Origin of the sequence: Colwellia hornerae (genome assembly GCF_007954355.1) — a bacterium.
GTDB lineage: Bacteria > Pseudomonadota > Gammaproteobacteria > Enterobacterales > Alteromonadaceae > Colwellia_A > Colwellia_A hornerae.
The window spans coordinates 102279-122173 of the sequence record NZ_VOLR01000008.1 but is presented as its reverse complement, the minus strand read 5'-3'; the positions used below and the strand labels follow the sequence as shown (position 1 = coordinate 122173).

The 19895-nt window shown below is 40.0% G+C and carries 19 protein-coding genes; all 19 read left to right on the top strand.

All coding sequences use genetic code 11. The features are described 5' to 3' along the window. The first annotated feature begins 58 nt into the window (after positions 1-58). Positions 59-2179, top strand: a complete 2121-nt coding sequence (locus ESZ26_RS07490; protein WP_170246332.1) for a flagellar hook-length control protein FliK — start codon at positions 59-61, stop codon at positions 2177-2179. Positions 2180-2268: 89 nt separating this feature from the next. Further along, positions 2269-2814: a flagellar basal body-associated protein FliL gene (gene fliL, locus ESZ26_RS07485; RefSeq protein WP_146799120.1), complete on the top strand. Its 546-nt coding sequence runs from the start codon at positions 2269-2271 to the stop codon at positions 2812-2814. Positions 2815-2857: 43 nt separating this feature from the next. Further along, positions 2858-3928, top strand: coding sequence for a flagellar motor switch protein FliM (fliM, locus tag ESZ26_RS07480; RefSeq protein ID WP_146799119.1), 1071 nt, complete (start codon positions 2858-2860; stop codon positions 3926-3928). A 51-nt stretch (positions 3929-3979) separates the two neighbouring features. Further along, a complete protein-coding gene (fliN, locus tag ESZ26_RS07475; protein ID WP_070374625.1) occupies positions 3980-4369 on the top strand; it encodes a flagellar motor switch protein FliN in 390 nt (129 codons plus the stop codon). Positions 4370-4374: 5 nt separating this feature from the next. Continuing rightward, the gene (fliO, locus tag ESZ26_RS07470; protein ID WP_146799118.1) at positions 4375-4869 is read left to right on the top strand and encodes a flagellar biosynthetic protein FliO; all 495 of its coding nucleotides are present in this window, start codon (positions 4375-4377) and stop codon (positions 4867-4869) included. 182 nt (positions 4870-5051) lie between these two features. Then, on the top strand, positions 5052-5732 hold the full coding sequence (gene fliP / locus ESZ26_RS07465; protein ID WP_223271601.1) for a flagellar type III secretion system pore protein FliP: 681 nt from the start codon (positions 5052-5054) through the stop codon (positions 5730-5732). Continuing rightward, on the top strand, positions 5732-6001 hold the full coding sequence (gene fliQ, locus ESZ26_RS07460) for a flagellar biosynthesis protein FliQ (RefSeq protein ID WP_070374623.1): 270 nt from the start codon (positions 5732-5734) through the stop codon (positions 5999-6001). The genes fliP and fliQ overlap by 1 nt, the downstream gene beginning before the upstream one ends. Then, positions 6001-6783 carry a flagellar biosynthetic protein FliR gene (gene fliR, locus ESZ26_RS07455; protein ID WP_146799117.1) on the top strand — a complete coding sequence of 261 codons (783 nt, stop codon included), beginning with the start codon at positions 6001-6003 and terminating at the stop codon, positions 6781-6783. Before fliQ ends, fliR begins: the two co-directional genes overlap by 1 nt. Beyond that, positions 6783-7913 carry a flagellar biosynthesis protein FlhB gene (gene flhB / locus ESZ26_RS07450; RefSeq protein WP_146799116.1) on the top strand — a complete coding sequence of 377 codons (1131 nt, stop codon included), beginning with the start codon at positions 6783-6785 and terminating at the stop codon, positions 7911-7913. The genes fliR and flhB overlap by 1 nt, the downstream gene beginning before the upstream one ends. Positions 7914-8040: 127 nt before the next feature. Further along, the gene (gene flhA, locus ESZ26_RS07445) at positions 8041-10143 is read left to right on the top strand and encodes a flagellar biosynthesis protein FlhA (protein WP_146799115.1); all 2103 of its coding nucleotides are present in this window, start codon (positions 8041-8043) and stop codon (positions 10141-10143) included. 42 nt (positions 10144-10185) lie between these two features. Beyond that, positions 10186-11817: a flagellar biosynthesis GTPase FlhF gene (flhF, locus tag ESZ26_RS07440; RefSeq protein WP_223813308.1), complete on the top strand. Its 1632-nt coding sequence runs from the start codon at positions 10186-10188 to the stop codon at positions 11815-11817. A 113-nt stretch (positions 11818-11930) separates the two neighbouring features. Then, a complete protein-coding gene (locus ESZ26_RS07435; RefSeq protein ID WP_146799114.1) occupies positions 11931-12773 on the top strand; it encodes a MinD/ParA family protein in 843 nt (280 codons plus the stop codon). A 74-nt stretch (positions 12774-12847) separates the two neighbouring features. Beyond that, entirely contained in the window at positions 12848-13567 is a 720-nt protein-coding gene (locus ESZ26_RS07430; protein WP_146799113.1) for an RNA polymerase sigma factor FliA, read from the top strand. Between the two features lie 51 nt (positions 13568-13618). Beyond that, the gene (gene cheY / locus ESZ26_RS07425) at positions 13619-14002 is read left to right on the top strand and encodes a chemotaxis response regulator CheY (protein ID WP_070374617.1); all 384 of its coding nucleotides are present in this window, start codon (positions 13619-13621) and stop codon (positions 14000-14002) included. 52 nt (positions 14003-14054) lie between these two features. Further along, on the top strand, positions 14055-14798 hold the full coding sequence (locus ESZ26_RS07420; protein ID WP_146799112.1) for a protein phosphatase CheZ: 744 nt from the start codon (positions 14055-14057) through the stop codon (positions 14796-14798). Between the two features lie 13 nt (positions 14799-14811). Continuing rightward, entirely contained in the window at positions 14812-16920 is a 2109-nt protein-coding gene (locus tag ESZ26_RS07415; protein ID WP_146799111.1) for a chemotaxis protein CheA, read from the top strand. Between the two features lie 66 nt (positions 16921-16986). After that, positions 16987-18159 carry a protein-glutamate methylesterase/protein-glutamine glutaminase gene (locus tag ESZ26_RS07410; RefSeq protein ID WP_146799110.1) on the top strand — a complete coding sequence of 391 codons (1173 nt, stop codon included), beginning with the start codon at positions 16987-16989 and terminating at the stop codon, positions 18157-18159. Next, complete coding sequence (locus ESZ26_RS07405) at positions 18152-18898, top strand: flagellar motor protein (RefSeq protein WP_146799109.1); 747 nt, start codon at positions 18152-18154, stop codon at positions 18896-18898. The genes ESZ26_RS07410 and ESZ26_RS07405 overlap by 8 nt, the downstream gene beginning before the upstream one ends. Beyond that, on the top strand, positions 18895-19872 hold the full coding sequence (locus ESZ26_RS07400; protein ID WP_146799108.1) for a flagellar motor protein MotB: 978 nt from the start codon (positions 18895-18897) through the stop codon (positions 19870-19872). The genes ESZ26_RS07405 and ESZ26_RS07400 overlap by 4 nt, the downstream gene beginning before the upstream one ends. Positions 19873-19895 lie beyond the last annotated feature (23 nt).

The following is a 19895-nucleotide window of genomic DNA, read 5'->3' as shown; positions in this document are numbered from 1 at the left end:
GACGTTGTCATCATTGTAAAGATAGCTCAAATTTACCGTTGAAATGAAAAGGTTTACTATGCCGCAAGTTACTCCATTAGCCATAGATATCTCGCCAAGTAAGGACTTTAGCCCTGTTCAGTCAGGAGCTATAAGCTCATCAAAAAATTCAAATAAAGATTTTGCGCAAATGGTTGACCAGCATTATCAAAGTCAACAAAGCGGCAAAAAGCAACAGACAAGTGGCAATAACACGAAACTTGCTAGCGAGATTAATGCTGAACACAAAGCACCTCAAGACAAATCTTCAACAACGGACGTTCAATCAAAAGAAAAGGAACTCGGTACAGTTTCTGATAACGACGCTAATACAGAAACTCACCAAAGTGACGCTTCAGACACCTTGCTTAGTGATGATAAAGCGACGAGTGAAAAAAATGCTCGGGTAGAAAAAAACCTACAAGAAATGCTTGAACAGAAAATTACCGGCTTCATTAATCTTGATAACGACACGGCACCTGCTGAGCCTATAGATAAAAGCACCGAGCAATTTATGTCGTTGTTATCTGCTTCTCAGCAGATATTAAATGATGATGTAAAAAGTGACCGCGCGATACCCTCACAACTTAATGACAAATCGTCAATAGTTGCGGCAGGCAATAGCCAACAAGAAAAAACACAATTAGAAGCCATGCTAAAGCAAGTGCTTGGTGGCAATACCAAAGAGCAAATAACGACAACTGACGATAATTCAGCAAGAGTTAGCGCTGAGCCCGCGTTAGCTAAGTCATTAAAAGTTCCACTGGTCGCCAACAATGAAACGTTATTGAAAAAAGTTGAGCTAGCTGGCGAACCCAAGGTAGCGGCTGATAAAGTTGTGCAGGGGGCAGGTGAATTAGCCTTATCTGCATTATTGGAGAAGAAACCAAGCAGTGAAGGACAAGATCCCTCGTTAAAAACTGCCAATAACAATAGCCCGCTATTAACTCAAACAGTCTCCAGTCAAAGCGAAACTTTGGTAAAAGCAGCGCTTAGTGTCGATAAAATCAATAATGCCCTTAAGCAGGCAATGCCAGCGGGTGATCTTGAAGCGTTATTAGCGGATATGGACAAGGCGCCCACTGAAACTGAACTCGCACAAATTAAAACGGCGCTTATCGGCAATCAGGACCAAGCTATAACCCCTGAAAAAAGTACTCAAAGTCTCAGCAATAGTAAAGCCTCGGTTGATAAAGATATAACTGGGGCAGTAATACCTGCAACACTTAATACCGAAAGTTTGGCTAGTGAAATTGCCACGGCTACTGATGCTGACAAGGTAAATACCGATAACGTCGCTTTTTCAAGAGTGGGTGTCTTGGGTGAAAAACAAGCCCTAGAAAATAACCCTAATAATAGTCGCGTGGTTAATCAGATAAACCAGAAAACCCTTGAAGCACAAAATTCAAATGCCGGTGAACCATTTAAAGAGCAATCTAAAGATCAATCGGCAGAGCAACAAAGCCAAAAGCAGGGACAAAGTTTATCTCAGGTTGATAAATTGGCTAACAATGACCCGCAAGTTAAAGAAAAACCTCTTAACGAAATGTTTGATAAGAAACAAGTAAGCACAAGTATCGAGAATACTCTTAATAGAGATATGCTTCGAGTCAATAATGAAGTGACCAAATCGACTGCCTCTGCGGAAGAGATGATGACTAAGTTAAGCGGTGATCACCTGCAATCTACTGCTCAATCGGCAACGAACGCCAAGCAAGTGACAGCCTTACAAAATGAAGCTTTATCGGTATACCGGAAAGATTTTACTGGCGCGTTGAAAGATAAAGTCATGGTGATGATGAATCAAAAGCTTCAGCAAGTTGAAATTCGTCTCGACCCTCAAGAACTAGGTAATGTTAACGTAAAAATAAATCTGCAAAATGAGCAAGCGGTTGTTAATTTTACGGTTCAAAATCAGCAGGCTAAAGAAGCGCTCGATCAAAATTTAGGTCGATTAAAAGAGATGCTTGCTGAAAGTGGCGTTGATGTTGGTGATGCCAATGTCGAACAGCAAAGTAAACAAAATAATGAAGAAGAACTTGGTGAAGGTCGTCAAGGCGGTGAGGGTGACGGTAATGACAATGAATTTTCAAAATTAAGTGATACGCAAACACATAATTTGGTTAAAGGTTCGTCAACTGGCATAGATTACTACGCATAAATGACAAAACTCATTGGCTCGCTGACCATTCAACGATATAGTTGACTGAAAGTAATTTTAACATTTAAATAGATAATAAAGGCTCGATGATGGCTGATGATAAAGGCGAAGGGAAAGAGTTAGAATTAGACAATAAAGGCAAAAGCAAAAAGATGATTATTATCATTGCTGCGGTTGTGATATTGGCTATTGGTGGTGGAGCAGCCTATTTTTTTCTGGGTGGAGATGAGGTTTCTCAAGAACAACTTGATGCAGAGCTTGATGGCGATACAGCAGTTGACGGTGAAGCCGCTGAAAGTACTACGGCAAGCACAGGTTCAGCACTTTATGTTCCTATGCCAAGACCTTTTCGTTTTAATGTTCCTGGTGCTGCCCGCGACAGATTTGTTGAAATCAGAGTGCAGTTATTAGTACGTGGTTCTGATAATGAAGAAGCAGCGAAAAAGCATGTACCATTAATTGAAAGTACTTTATTGGCGACATTTTCTCAATCAAATGCTGATGATTTAGCAACCAGTGCCGGAAAAACGTCATTAAAACAGAAATCTTTAGTCGAAGTTCATAAAATTATGAAAGAAGTTGAAGGTAATAATGTGGTTGAACAAGTATTATTTACCGGTTTTGTAATGCAATAAGACTATGCGATAACACCATGCATTTAATTAAAGAGACTATCCAGTGAGTGATTTATTATCTCAAGACGAAATCGATGCGCTATTACATGGTGTTGATGACGTTGAAGAAGAGGAGCTAGTTGAAGACTTTGCCCGCGAAGCCGGCAGCACGTCTGACTATGACTTTTCATCACAAGATCGCATTGTTCGTGGCCGAATGCCAACGCTGGAAATGGTTAACGAACGTTTTGCGCGCCATATGCGTATCAGTTTATTTAATATGATGCGCCGTACTGCTGAAGTATCAATTAATGGTATTCAGATGATCAAGTTTGGCGAATATGTTCATACCTTATTCGTGCCAACAAGTTTAAATATGGTACGTTTTCGCCCGTTAAAGGGTACCGCACTGATTACCATGGAAGCACGACTGGTTTTTATATTAGTCGACAATTTTTTTGGTGGCGATGGGCGTTATCACGCAAAGATTGAAGGTCGTGAATTTACGCCAACGGAACGTCGTATTATTCAAATGTTGTTAAAACTCATTTTTGAAGATTACAAAGAAGCTTGGTCTCCGGTGATGGATGTCTCTTTTGAGTATTTAGATTCTGAAGTTAACCCGTCAATGGCGAATATTGTCAGCCCGACCGAAGTGGTGGTGATCAGTTCTTTTCATATTGAACTTGATGGTGGTGGTGGTGATTTTCACATTGCTTTACCTTATTCAATGCTCGAACCTATTCGTGAGCTACTGGATGCCGGCGTACAAAGTGACAAAGAAGACACCGACATGCGTTGGTCGAAAGCGCTTCGTGATGAAATAATGGACGTCCCCGTTGAATTAACGACAAAATTTATCTCCGTAGATCTACCGTTACAAAAGATTATGGATTTAGAGAAAGGTGATATTATTCCTATTGAAATGCCAGAACATATTACGGTGTTAATTGAAGGTTTACCGTCATTTAGAGCGAAATTAGGTCGTAGTCGTGACAATGTTGCGATTAAAATATCTGAAAAAATTAAACGTCCTGAATCAGTGAAAAACGAATTAACCATATTAACTAAAGGGGGTAAACGCTTAGATAGCGATGCTGAGCTACACCTTTTAGAAGACGATTTTGATTATTAATATTTTTATTAAAGCAGCAGTAAACAATAAAATAAATTTGAGGCCAATGGCATGAGTGATAAAGACGATGATTTAGGCATGTGGGATGAGGCTATGGATGAACAAGCCGAAGCTGCAGCAAAAGCCGAAACTGTTGAGTTAGAAGAGCTTGAAGAAGATGCACCGATAACGGGTGATGAAAAACGTAAACTTGATGCAATTTTAGATATTCCCGTGACTATTTCAATGGAAGTTGGACGTAGTCATATTAGTATTCGTAATTTATTGCAGCTAAACCAGGGCTCTGTTGTTGAACTTGACCGAGTCGCGGGTGAATCTCTTGATGTGTTAGTCAATGGTACGTTAATCGCCCACGGTGAAGTTGTTGTGGTCAACGATAAATTTGGTATTCGATTAACCGATGTTATTAGCCAAATTGAACGCATTAAAAAGTTGAAATAATACTGATGCGTTTTTTACTTTTTAGCTTGTTAAGCTTACTGACTTTTTTTAGTCATGCTCAAGAGAGTATAGTCGCAACAACCGTTGTTGAAAAAAACGACGCCACCGTTATAGCGCAAACAGTACCGGCGACTGTTGAAGTAGGCCGACATGTTATGGGTAATATTGATGCCGGTAGTATGATACTTTCATTACTGGCAGTATTAGTTGCTATTGTTGTTGTTGCTTGGCTATTAAAAAAGCTTCAAGTAGGAGGCACCGCAGTTAATGGCCTGAAAGTGGTAACGAGTTTAAATTTAGGCTCTAAAGAACGATTAGTGGTGGTGCAAGTGGGTAAAAAGCAATTACTGCTCGGCGTTACCGGTCAACAAATTAATATACTTGATACGCTAGCCGAACCTATTGAAGTTAAAGGTGGTGTGCCGATAGAACTTAGCCAAACATTAGCACGCTTTAGCCGTAATTCTGCTAATAAAGCCAATAGTGAAAAATACTCATGACAGATCCGATAATAACTGATGGTGCAAAAGCGACACTCTGTCCTGCTAACGCCATGGCAAAAAGAAATGTCCTAGAAAATTTACTGAGCAGTTTATTTTCTGTTAAAGGCTTTGTATTTTTATTCTTTCTCCTCATTGCTTTTTTTGCCAGCCAAACCGTCTTCGCTGCTGATGATTTAGGTATGTCGGCATTGAAGTTAACAACGAACCCCGACGGCTCACAAGAATATACGGTCACCTTACAAATTTTGATGTTTATGACGGCCTTGGGATTTATTCCGGCGGCGATTATTATGATGACATCTTTTACCCGTATTGTCGTGATTATGGCTATTTTAAGACAAGCGATAGGCTTGCAACAAACGCCATCAAATCAGGTTGTTATTGGCTTAACTCTCTTTATGACCATGTTTATCATGACACCTGTCTATAATGAAATAAATCAACGAGCGATAGAGCCTTATTTAGCCGATCAAATGACCTCTATACAAGCAATAGACAGTGCAAAAATTCCGTTAAGAGCGTTTATGCTTGAACAAACCAGAATTAAAGATTTGCAAACGTTAGCCAATATGGCCGGTATTGTTGAGGTTGATCAACCGACCGATTTACCCATGACAGTGATTATCCCTGCCTTTATTATTAGTGAGCTAAAAACCGCTTTTCAAATCGGCTTTATGCTCTTTATTCCTTTTTTGATTATTGATTTAGTGGTAGCTAGTATTTTAATGGCAATGGGTATGATGATGCTATCGCCGATGATTGTTTCTTTACCTTTTAAGCTGATGCTCTTTGTGTTGGTAGATGGCTGGAACTTGGTGATAGGCACAATTGCCACCAGTTATGGCATGGGGAGTGGCTGATGAATCCAGAAGTCTTTGTCGACATACTCAGTGATGCACTATTTTTAGTGATTGTTTTGGTGTCTGCGATTATTATTCCGGGTTTGTGTGTTGGCTTAATCGTGGCTGTTTTCCAAGCGGCAACATCGATAAATGAACAAACATTAAGCTTTTTACCTCGTCTAATTGTAACACTTTTAGCCCTTATTTTCGGGGGGCATTGGTTAGTACAAAAATTGATGGATTTCACTATCCGACTGATTGCAAGTATTCCCAGTGTGGTGAGCTAGTGGAGTTCACCGAGTCAGTTGTGATGCAATATATTGCTGACTTTATTTTACCTTTCGCGCGCATATCTGCGCTTATTATGGCAATGATTGGTTTTGGTTCTAAAATCATTCCAGGCAAAGTAAAAGTTTTTCTCTGTCTTACGTTAACTGTTGCGGTTATGCCGGCAATCCCTCCAACACAAGTCGGTAGCCTGATCTCTTTTGAAACTGCGCTACTGATGTTTGAACAAATGGTTATTGGTGTTGCGCTTGGCCTAGTCACCGTTATGGTACTCAATACCTTTACCTTAGCGGGTCAAATTATCGCGATGCAAACCGGTTTAGGTTTTGCTTCACTTGTTGACCCGGTCAGTGGTATGAATGTTCCTGCGGTTGGCCAATTTTTCTTGATTTTATCAACGCTGATGTTTTGGGCGATGGATGGACATTTAGCCTATATACAATTTATTGTTGCCAGTTTTGAAACCTTGCCGATTGGGGAGTACAAGTTTACTGCCGATAAATTTAAAGAGGTGGTTGAGTGGGGCGAGTGGATGTTTGCCACGGCGCTATCGTTAGCATTAGCACCACTTACGGCTATGTTACTGATTAACTTTTCTTTTGGGGTTATGACGCGAGCAGCACCACAATTAAATATTTTTGCGATAGGTTTTCCGGTAACTATGTGTGCCGGTTTGTTAATTATGTGGCTAACTATGGGTAACTTTTTTACCCATTACGAATTGCAATGGCAACGAGCACTCGACTTTAGCTGTTACCTCATTAATTGTAAGGCAAACTAATGGCTGATGCAGGTAGCGGTGAAAAAACAGAAGAACCGACGGCTAAAAAACTTGCTGACGCCAGAAAAAAAGGTCAGATAGCTCGTTCAAAAGATTTAGGTACTATGTTTGTCTTAGTCGGCAGTGCTGTTGGTATTATGCTGGTCGGCGGTATGTTAACTGAAAGTTTAGCCGGCATTATGAAACGGTCATTTAGTTTGAGCCGTGAAGAAGTTATGGATATTCATGCTTTATACAATGTGCTTCGGGGCTCGGTAGGCTCATTAGTCACCCCGATGTTGTGGCTTTTTTCTATCATTATGCTGGCCGCTTTTATTGGTAATACTATGCTGGGCGGCATGAGTTTCTCTACCGAAGCTATGGCGCCAAAAGCCAGTAAGCTTTCACCTTTAGCGGGGTTGAAGCGAATGTTTGGCATCAAAGCTTTAGTCGAGTTGTTCAAGTCGTTAATGAAATTCTTTGTGGTTTTTATTGTCGCGTATCTATTATTGAGTAGTTTGTTTCCAGAGATATTAGGTCTTAGTTTGGAGCTAATACCGCTGAGTTTAGAGCACTCGGTAACTTTATTGCAGTGGATGTTTTTAGCATTAGCTTTATCGGTGGGTATTATTGCTGCGATTGATGCGCCTTATCAAACTTGGGATCATACCCGTCAGTTAAAAATGACCAAGCAAGAAATTAAAGACGAAATGAAAAACTCAGAGGGTAGTCCTGAAATCAAAGGTCGTATTCGTCGTACTCAATATGAAATGTCGCAGCGTAAAATGATGCAAGAAGTACCAGACTCTGATGTGGTTATTACTAACCCAACTCATTATGCGGTCGCGCTGAAATATGATGTCGCCGCCGGCGGTGCGCCAATGTTAGTGGCGAAAGGTATCGATGAAATGGCAATGCATATCCGCACTATTGCTAAAGAAAACAATGTTGAAATTATTGCTTCTCCGGCATTAGCCCGATCTTTATATTATAGCGCAGACGCTAACCAAGAAATCCCCGAAGAGCTCTTTGCTGCGGTTGCTCAAGTGTTAGCCTTTATTTTCCAACTGAATGAGCATAAAAAAGGTAAAGCCAAAAGGCCGACACCGATTGCAAAAAATCTTCCTATCCCCGACGAGTTCAAATATTAATAATCTATTAATCAGTAGGTTAGTTGTTTATTTGTTTATTTGTTAATCGCCTTAGCTTTTTTTTAACGACTTTGGTCTACTTATTGCTATTTCATGGTATGCGTCAAAAAAATATCATAAGAGTAATATGCAGTTAATTACTTCATTTAAAGAGTTCAAAAAAAATAAAATAAACCTATTTTCTGGTTTAGGTACGCCAATATTAATTATGGCGGCGCTTGGTATGGTTATTTTACCTATGCCAGCCTTCTTACTCGATATACTTTTTTCTTTTAATATTGCCTTATCTTTGGTGGTATTACTGATCACCGTTTACACCTTAAAACCCCTTGAATTTGGCTCTTTTCCTGCGGTGCTATTAATTGCCACTATTTTACGCTTAGCACTTAATGTCGCGAGTACGCGAGTGGTACTGCTTGAAGGTCATGAAGGACCTGATGCCGCCGGTAAAGTTATTGAAGCCTTTGGCTCGGTTGTTATTGGCGGTAACTATGCGGTTGGTTTAGTGGTTTTTGTTATCTTAATCATTATCAACTTTGTGGTGGTTACTAAAGGTGCTGGACGTATTGCTGAAGTAACAGCGCGTTTTACCCTTGATGCTATGCCAGGTAAGCAAATGGCAATCGATGCTGATTTGAACGCTGGCTTTATTACCGCTGACCAGGCAAGAGAGCGACGCATAGAAGTCACCAGTGAAGCCGATTTCTATGGCTCGATGGACGGTGCCAGTAAATTTGTAAAAGGTGATGCAGTTGCCGGCATATTAATTTTATTGATTAATATTATCGGTGGACTCGTTATCGGTATGGTGCAACACGATTTAAGCTTTGACAGTGCGGTTGAGATATACACGCTGTTAACGATTGGAGATGGCCTAGTTGCACAAATTCCCGGCTTATTGTTATCAGTAGGTACCGCGATTGTTGTTACACGACAAAACACCTCACAAGATATGGGCGAGCAGGTTAGCAGTCAATTAGGACAAGAACGTTCCTTGTATATTGCTGCCGCTGTTATGTTTGTTATGGGTGTTATTCCGGGCATGCCACACTTTGCTTTTTTATTATTTGCTTTTATGATCGCAGCAACCGCCTTTTTAAGTGGTAAATATAAAATAGCAAAAGAAAAGCAAATAGCCGATCAGTCAGATGCCGCGCAGGTGGAAACACAGCAACAAGAAGCAGAAGTAAAAGACTTAGGTTGGGACGATGTTAACCATGTTGATATTATCGGCTTAGAAATTGGTTATCGTTTAATACCGCTGGTAGATAAGTCTCAAGGTGGAGAATTACTTAATCGTATTAAAGGTGTTCGTAAAAAGCTTTCACAAGAATTTGGCTTTTTAGTACCGGCGGTACATATTCGTGACAATCTCGATTTAGACCCTAATGTTTACCAAATTTCATTAATGGGCGTCACTATCGGTGAGGCTGAAATTAGACATGATCATGAATTAGCGATAAATCCTGGCCAAGTTTTTGGCAAACTTGACGGGGTAGCAACCACAGATCCTGCGTTTGGATTAGAAGCGGTATGGATAAAGCACGCACAGCGCGAACATGCTCAATCGCTAGGCTATACCGTGGTAGACGCATCAACCGTTCTTGCTACTCACTTAAGTCAAATACTGACTAATAACGCTGCACAATTACTTGGCCATGAAGAAGTACAAAATCTTCTTGATATGCTGGGTAAAAATTATCCTAAATTAATTGAAGGCTTTATCCCGGATGTTTTATCACTAGGAACCTTAGTTAAAGTATTACAAAACCTGATGAATGAAGGTGTTGCGGTGCGTGATATGCGCAGTATTATTCAAACCTTGGTTGAGTATGGTCCTAAGTCTCAAGACCCAGAGATTTTAACCGCCGCTGTTCGTATTACCTTACGTAAATTCATTGTGCAAGAGCTGGTTGGCCCTGTGACTGAAGTACCTGTCATAACTTTGGCGCCAGAGTTGGAACAGATGTTGCACCAGTCTATGCAAATGGCTGGCGACGATGGTGCTGGCATTGAACCAGGTTTAGCAGAGCGCTTACAAAAATCATTAGCTGACGGTGCTCAACAACAAGAAATGGCAGGTGATACGCCAATATTGTTAACCTCAGGGATTTTACGAGCGGTACTGGCTAAATTTGTTAAATATACTATTCCAGGCTTGCGGGTGATTTCTTACCAAGAAATTCCTGACGATAAGCAAATAAAAATAGTAAGCGCCATCGGTCAATAATTACGATATCAGTAATGAGCAGCAGAACATATTTGCGGTTAAATGAATAAGTCATTAACAGCGATTGCAGTTGATAAGGGGTTAGTTTTGAAAATAAAACGTTTTGTAGCAAAAGATATGAGAAGTGCGCTGACACAAATCAAAGATGAGCTAGGTGCTGATGCTGTGATTATGTCAAATAAACGTGTACCTGAAGGTGTTGAATTAATGGCTGCAGTTGACAACAATGTAGAAATTAAAGCAACACAACCCTCGGCGCCAAAATTTCCTGAAAATACCTCAGCGCCTCAAGCAACTGACAGTTTCGACCGTTCAATTGACAATGATGTGGTTAATATTAGACAAAACAATCCTTTAAGTAATGCTGCTGTTGCGCATAATTCGGTTGCAGAAGATGCGGCCATTCCCTCAGATAGTTTAGCGGCTTTATTAAGTCGTCAAGTTCAGCAAGCACCAGCAAATATTGGTCAAGGTATTAATCAAGTTCAGCACGATAAAATTGTTCAGGCAGCCGCTAAGTTAACGCAAAACAATCCTAGTAGCTCAGCGCAAGTTTCAACGCCAACACCGTCGAACAATATTGAGCAGCAATTTAAAAGCTTCACCGACCGTTTAGAACAAAATAGCCAAGAACAAGGTAATGAACAACCAAGCGACTCATATCAACAGCCGGCAATGAATCAAGCTCAGTCATTAGTTTCAGCAACGAATGGCTTGCCAGCACAAGATGTAAATAACGCCGACTTAGAAAAAATGAAGCACGAAATGTCTTCTATTCGTGAATTATTAGAACATCAAATTTCGGGGTTAATGTGGCAGGATATGGCGCAAAAAGATCCCGCTCGAGCGATGTTGGTTAACCGATTAATGTCCTTGGGGATGAGTGAGCAAGTTTCAGATCAAATTGCCGGTTATATTCCCGCACAAAAGAATGACCAAGATACTTGGCAATTAGCGAAAAAATTTATTAGCCAACAAATTAACACCACTAACAATGACATTATTCATCGTGGTGGCGTAGTTTCTTTAGTTGGGCCGACCGGTGTTGGTAAAACAACCACAGTTGCTAAACTAGCGGCGCGATTCGCTCAAATTCATGGCGCAGACCAAGTGGTGATGATTTCAACAGATAACTACCGTATTGCCGGATTTGAACAATTAGCCACCTACGGCCGAATTATTGGTTGTGATGTCAAGCTTGCCAGCGATGCCAAAACCTTAGATACATTGTTGCAACAGTTCTCTAAAAAGAAACTGATACTTATTGATACTGCCGGTATGGGGCAACGTGACATGCGTTTAGCTAAACACCTAACCACTTTAGTTTCTAATGCAAGAGTCAGAATTCGTAATTATTTAGTGCTAGCCGCTAATACTCAACAGCGCGTTATGCAAGAAAATGTCGATCGCTTTAAAAAAGTACCTTTAGCGGGCTGTATTTATACCAAACTTGATGAAAGCCTTAGCATAGGTGAAATAATTTCTACCTCGATTCAAAATGGTTTAGCGATAGGCTACTTAACGGATGGACAAAGAGTTCCAGAAGATATTAAAGTTGCAAATGCTGAAAAACTCGTTACGCTAGCAGATAAAATGAGTGCGAAAAATCAAATTAATAATCCGATAAATTGGCGAACAGCACCAATGAGCGCAAATACTGCCGTATTTCCATAACTTGTTCTAAATATGTAAATTTTAAAGCTATAAAAATATGCAGATTAGATGATTATAGGGTTATACTAAATTTAATTGATGGCTATTCGTAAGAAAGTAGAGAAATACGATAAATGAATGATCAAGCAAGTGGCTTAAGAAAAATGCAAAATTCAGCACCGGTAAAAGTCATCGCAGTCTCAGGAGGAAAAGGCGGAGTAGGTAAAACTAACGTTTCGCTTAACACCGCTATTGCACTTGGACAATTAGGACAACGCGTTTTAGTGTTAGATGCCGATTTAGGCTTAGCTAATGTCGATGTCATGCTAGGTTTACGCGTTAAGCGAAACTTATCGCATGTGCTTTCTGGCGAATGTGAATTAGACGATATTATCATTGAAGGCCCAGCGGGTATTAATATCATTCCTGCTACGTCAGGTTCACAATCTATGGTCGATTTAACGCCGGCCGAACATGCCGGTTTAATTCGCGCTTTTAGTGATATGAACACGAAATTTGATATATTGATTGTAGACACTGCCGCCGGTATTTCAGACATGGTACTGAGCTTTTGCCGCGCCTCACAAGATGTGATGTTAGTGGTCTGTGATGAACCAACCTCTATTACCGATTGTTACGCTTTAATGAAACTATTAAGTCGAGATCATGGCGTATTTAAATTTAAAGTTGTTGCCAATATGGTGCGAACGCCAAGAGAAGGTCAGCAACTCTTTGGTAAGCTTTCTAAAGTCACCGACAGATTTTTAGATGTTGCACTTGAACTGGTTGCGGTTATTCCATTTGATGAAAACATAAGAAACTCCGTTAGAAAGCAAAAAGTCATTGTTGAAGCTTATCCCCAATCACCAGCAGCCGTTGCTTTTAAATCTTTAGCGGCTAATTTAATTAAATGGCCGGTGCCTAAACAAGCCTCAGGTCATTTAGAGTTTTTTATTGAACAATTGTTAGAACATTAATAACAATAGTAATCAGAGATGAGTACTTTATTTAAAGTCCTTAATTTTCCCATAATTTTAGCGAGTGAGCGATAGTGGTAAAACCAAATGCTTACAGTATTCAAACTGATAAATCTGCTATAATTTCGCAGCACACAGTATTAGTTAAACGAATCGCTTATCACCTCTTAGCAAGGTTGCCTGCGAGTGTGCAGGTTGATGACCTTATCCAGTCAGGCATGATTGGCCTGCTTGAAGCGTCTAATAACTTTGATCACAGCAAAGGGGCAAGTTTTGAAACCTTTGCTGGTATTCGTATCCGTGGTGCTATGCTGGATGAAATACGTCGTGGCGACTGGACTCCCCGCTCTGTTCATAAAAATAGCCGCATGGTCAGCGAAGCAATAAAGTTACTTGAAGCAAGTTTAGGTCGCGATGTGACTGATATTGAAGTTGCTGAAAAACTTGATATTTCGTTAAATGACTACCATCATATTCTAAGCGAAGTAAGTACGGGTAAAATAATCGGTATCGAAGACTTAAGTACGGGTGCAGATAGCATATCGAATTTGGAAGATGTTAATAATAACGATCCCTATGATAATTTTGAAAAAATAGTTTTTAAAAAATCGTTAACAGCATGCATTTCCACTTTACCCGAACGCGAAGCTCTAGTACTGTCACTATATTATGACGAAGAATTAAATCTTCGAGAAATTGGCCAAGTGCTTGATGTAAGTGAGTCGCGTGTTAGCCAAATTCACAGTCAAGCGATGCATAGGTTAAAAGGACGTATGCAATCTTGGCAAAGTTGAGTAGAATATACATATAATTGCAATTTTAAAATGTTCTGACCGGAGGGTGCCTTGGATAAAAATATGAAAGTTCTTGTTGTTGATGATTTTTCAACGATGAGACGTATCGTCAAAAACTTGTTACGAGATTTAGGCTTCACTAACATTTCAGAAGCAGATGACGGTAGTACTGCTTTACCGATGTTAAAAGAAGGCTCTTTTGACTTTGTTGTAACTGATTGGAATATGCCAGGTATGCAAGGTATTGATTTGCTCAAAGCCATTCGTGCCGATGCAAAATTATCACATATCCCAGTATTACTGATCACTGCTGAAGCAAAGAAAGAACAAATTGTGATGGCGGCTCAAGCCGGTGTTAACGGCTACATTGTAAAACCATTTACCGCAGCGACGTTAAACGCCAAGTTAGATAAAATATTTGAACGTTTAGGTTAATTCATTAATTAGATAGATAGATAATTAATTAATTTAAACGTGAGGTTTTTGCATGAGTGCGAATACAAATGTGCATGTTTCTTTGGCAGAAGCAAAGCAGCTAGTCGAATATTTAGAAAGTGGTCAACAAGACAAAGCAGATGAATTAATTGCCGAAATTCAAAATCCAATTAATTCTGAGTTATTTGCCGAAATAGGTAAGTTGACGCGTCAATTACATGACTCATTAAATAATTTTCAATTAGATTCTCGGTTAAATGATTTAGCGACAGCAGATATTCCCGATGCTCAAGAACGTCTAAACTACGTTATTACGCGTACGGAAGAAGCGGCTAATAAAACCATGGATGCGGTTGAATCTATATTTCCCGTTGTGGATACGATACAAAAGCAAATAAAAGCGGTTAACCCGTTATGGCAAAAATTAATGCATAACAAGTTGGACTTAGCTGAATTTAAAAGTTTGTGTGTCGATATAGATGTCTTATTAAAAACAACAGATAAAGAATCAGTGCGCATGCATGATTTAATGACTGATGTTTTAATGGCGCAAGATTTTCAAGATTTAACCGGACAAGTTATTCGTAAAGTTATTGATCTAGTTCGTGAAGTAGAGGATAGCTTAATTGGTATGCTAACCGCTTTTGGTATTACGACAGATAGTAATGCTGTGCGAAGTAAACCTAAAGTAGGTGATAACTTAGTTGAAGGCCCAATCGTTAATGCAGCACAACGTGATGATGTTGTTGCTGACCAAGATGATGTCGATGACCTTTTATCAAGTTTAGGATTTTAATAGGAGTTGCTGGATGTCATTTGAGCAAGATGAAGAAATTCTTCAGGATTTTTTAATAGAAGCTGGAGAAATACTTGAAACGCTTTCGGAACAACTCGTAGAACTTGAAAACGACCCCGATAATGCCGAATTATTAAATGCTATTTTTAGAGGTTTTCACACGGTTAAAGGTGGAGCAGGCTTTTTAGCGTTACATAATTTAGTTGACGTATGTCATGGCGCCGAAAATATTTTCGATTTGTTACGTACCAACCAGCGCAGTGTTAGTGCAAGCTTAATGGATGTAATTTTACAAGCACTCGATGTTGTAAATGAAATGTTTGTGCAAGTTCAAAATGGCGAAAAGCTTGACAAAGCTGATGCGCAATTACTCGCAGAATTGCATCGTCTAAGCCAACCAGAAGGTAAAGAACAAGCGCCTGAGCCAGTCGCTGTTGAAGCAGTGGTTAACACCGATACGCAAAGTTCATCTTCTAATGACGAAATGTCAGAAGATGAATTTGAGCGTCTGCTTGATGAACTTCATGGCGGTGGTTCAGCATCAACACCAGCCCCTGTAGCAGCACCAACACCATCAGAAACAACTTCAGACAGCAATGATATTTCAGACGATGAATTTGAATCCCTACTCGATGAACTTCATGGCCAAGGCGCATTTTCGCCTGAAGTAGCCAGTAATAACTCAAGTAAGTCAACGGCATCGAACAACTCTTCATCTGATGAAATTAGTGATGACGACTTTGAAGCCTTATTAGATGAATTGCATGGGCAAGGTCAAGCGCCGAAATTAACGGTTACTGCTACACCTAGTACCCCAACACCAGCCCCTGTTGCCCAAACTCAAGCGCCTAAGCCAGCACCTGTTGCACCTGTAGCTAAGCCCGTAGCAAAAGCACCGGTTGTAGAAAAAGCACCCGCTAAAGCAATGCAGGGTGAAACGACCGTAAGAGTTGACACTAAACGACTTGATCAAATTATGAATATGGTCGGTGAGCTTGTTTTAGTGAGAAATCGTTTAACAAGTTTAGGCTTAACCAAAGAAGATGAAGATTTAACGAAAGCCGTTTCTAACCTTGATGCGGTAACGACTGATTTGCAAGGTGCGGTGATGAAAACCCGTATGCAGCCAATCAAAAAAGTTTTTGGACGTTTTCCTCGGGTTGTTCGAGATTTAGCACGTAGTTTAGATAAAGAAATTAAGTTAGTCCTTAAAGGTGAAGAAACCGATCTCGATAAAAACTTGGTCGAAGCACTTGCTGATCCGTTAGTGCATTTAGTGCGAAACTCGGTTGATCATGGTATAGAATTGCCAGATAAACGCGAGGCTATGGGTAAACCTAGAGAGGGTGTGGTTGTACTTTCCGCTTCTCAAGAGGGTGATCATATATTATTAACCATCAAAGATGATGGTGCCGGCATGAATGCAGAAAAGCTTAAAGAAATTGCGATTACTCGTGGTGTTCTTGACGCTGATGCGGCTGCTAGAATGACAGATAAAGAAGCTTTTAGTTTGATTTTTGCTCCGGGATTTTCTACTAAAACAGAAATTTCTGAAGTTTCAGGCCGTGGCGTTGGCATGGATGTAGTCAAGACTAAAATTACCCAGTTAAATGGTACGGTAAGTATAGATTCTGAAATGGGCGTCGGTACAATCCTAGAGATTAAAGTACCGCTCACCTTAGCTATTTTACCAACATTAATGGTTATTGTTGGCAAGCAAACTTTTGCTTTACCGCTTGCTGGCGTTAATGAAATATTTCATCTTGATTTAACCACAACCAATGTTGTTGATGGGCAATTAACCATTATTGTTCGTAAAAAGGCTATTCCACTCTTTTATCTAGACAAGTGGTTGGTGCGTGATTTTGTTGAGAAGCCAAGAGAAAAAGGCCATGTGGTCATTGTTCAATTGGGCAATCAGCAAGTCGGCTTTGTGGTTGACAGTTTAATTGGTCAAGAAGAGGTGGTGATAAAACCACTGGATCGTCTATTACACGGCACACCAGGTATGGCAGGTGCAACAATCACCAGTGATGGTGGTATAGCATTAATTCTCGATGTACCTAATATGCTGAAGTTTTACGCAAAAAAATCTGCTGTTAATAAAAAATTACGCTCTTAACGCAGAATAAAGCCCTGTTAAATTTTACTAGGGCTTTTTCATTCATAATAACAAAAGAGATAATAAATGCCCTATAAGGTGTTGGTTGTTGATGACTCGAGTTTCTTTAGACGTCGAGTTACCGATATTTTAAATAAAGATCCTAACCTTACTGTTATTGATGTTGCTGTAAATGGTCAAGATGCTGTTGAAAAAGCGGTGTCTTTGAAGCCCGATGTGATCACCATGGACATAGAAATGCCATTGCTTAATGGTATTGAAGCGGTCAAACAAATCATGGCTAAAGCGCCAACATCAATCTTAATGTTTTCATCGCTCACTCATCAAGGTGCTAATGCAACCTTAGAGGCTTTAGAAGCGGGAGCGCTTGATTTTCTCCCGAAAAAATTTAGTGAAATAGCCAAAACAACTGACGATGCAGGTAGTTTACTGCGCCAACGAGTGGTTCAACTAGCTAAAACCAACGGTTTATTAAAAAGAAAATTGGCGGTAAAAGCACAGACGTCTCGAATTAGCCAATCTTCCACTGTCATTAAACCAGTTGTTAAGCCCGTAAATAAATTTGAAATACAACCAAGAAGTTCATTGCGTACACCTAAAGTCGAAGCAACTCAAAGTGAAAGTATTCGTAGTCAGGTTGTTAAAAGAAGCTCAGGTAAAAGTTACCAACTACTGGCCATAGGCACATCAACGGGTGGGCCCATCGCCTTACAAAAAATATTAACGCAATTACCGCAAAACTTTCCGTTGCCGATTATTTTAATACAACATATGCCCGCCGCTTTTACTTTCGCTTTTGCTAATCGTTTAAACACCTTGTGCAATATCAATGTAAAAGAAGCAGAAGACGGCGATATTTTAAAGCCCGGTTGTGCTTATCTTGCACCCGGTGGCCGACAAATGATTATTGACGGCACGCCAAAATTGGCAAAGTTAAAAATTATTGAAGATAAATCAGAAAAAATAGCCTTTAAACCCAGTGTCGATGTCAGTTTTGGTTCAGCAGCGAAAGTGTTTGGCGGCTCAGTCTTGGGTGTTGTACTTACCGGTATGGGATCTGATGGTCGTGAAGGTGCTCGTATGTTAAAAGGTAAAGGGGCAACCATATGGGCACAAGATGAAGCTTCTTGTGTCGTTTATGGTATGCCGCAAGCGGTAACTGTCGCGGGAATTTCTGTCTTATCTTTAGCCTTAGAAGATATTAGTCAAAGTATTATCAAGGAAGTTGATCATGGATAAGTTAACCATTGCTGGGCTTTTTGTCGCCATTACTGCCATATATTTAGGCTTTATTCTTGATGGTGGCTCGCTTGCCGCATTATTTGAATTACCTGCCTTTATCATTGTCTTTGGCGGAACCCTAGGCGCTGTAATGTTACAGTCATCTTCAGCGCAATTTTTTCATGCCTTGTCTTTATTGAAATGGATATTTTATCCACCAAAATATGATATTGACCAAGGGATTGACTCGATAGTGTCATGGTCTGAAAAAGCCCGAGAGTCTGGTTATTTATCGTTGGAAAATATTGCCCAAGAAGAACAAGACTTTTATACCAATAAAGCGCTCAACCTATTAGTGGATGGTATTGAAGTCGACAATCTCCGTGTCTCATTAGAATTAGATTTAGATCTTTATCGTGAACATAACCTACGTTCTGCCCATGTTTTTGAATCTATGGGCGGTTATAGCCCTACCATAGGCATTTTAGGCGCGGTCCTTGGCTTAATTCATGCGATGAGTAATTTAACCGATCCGACCTTACTCGGACAAGGTATTGCCACTGCTTTTATTGCTACTATTTATGGTGTTGGTTTTGCCAACTTAATATACCTACCGGTCGCTAATAAAATAAAGGCGATTATTCACCAACAAACCATGTACCGCGAAATGATTGCCGAAGGCCTGATTGCTATTGCATTAGCAGAAAACCCACATGCCATTGAAAATAAGTTGTCGGCCTTTCGGTTAGAGCAATGAACCACCTAAGAAAACGTCGACATTCAGTCGAAAATGATAATGTCGACAGGTGGCTAGTTTCATATGCCGATTATATGACCTTGCTCTTTGCTTTATTTGTTGTTTTATATGCGATGGCAATGGTTGATGAAGAACCCTTTGAAACGGCAACAGAGTCAATAGGAAAAGTTTTTCAAGCTAATGATAAATTACCAAAAAATCGTGGGCATGGTGACGATATCCTTGATGTGAATACCTCAAAAACTAATCAGCGCTTGTATGGTAATGGTATTTTAGATGTTGCTGGCCCTGAACTTTTTGACGGCGAAAAAACGCTATCTAATGTTTCTGATAGCCAAGTAGGCAGTAATCTAACGTCGCTAGAAAAAGAATTACATACCGCCTTGTATGAATTAATAGAATCAGGTTACGCGCAATTACAAATTGATGGTGATTGGTTAGAAATCGAATTAAATAGCGGTATGCTTTTCCCCAGCGGCTCATCATCAGCAACCAACAACGCGACAACAATACTTGCGGTTATTTATGATGTTATTGGTTCATCGAGCAATTTTATTCGTGTAAGAGGCTATACTGATAACCAACCGATTAATACTGAGATATTTTCTTCAAATTGGGAATTATCAGTTTTTAGAGCAACGGCTATTTTAAGAGTACTTGAAGACTTATCCCTCGACCCCGCTCGTATGGCCATTGAAGGATATGGACAATATTACCCACGAGAAGATAATAAAACGGCACAAGGGCGGGCACAAAACCGACGTGTTGTTATCGCTATATCAAAATATGGCTTAGAAACGTCAAACTTACTGGCTACTCCCACCATCAGTATTAAAGATGTCGAAGCCATAAAGCAGATAGACAATGGTGATGATGAGGAAAATGAAATACGTATTATCCGCCTCGATAATGGTGGTATTCGTATTACAACACGAGCAGATGATAAAGCCTCTTCTGAGCAGAATAATAATTAGCTTAACAAAATAAGTAGGATAAC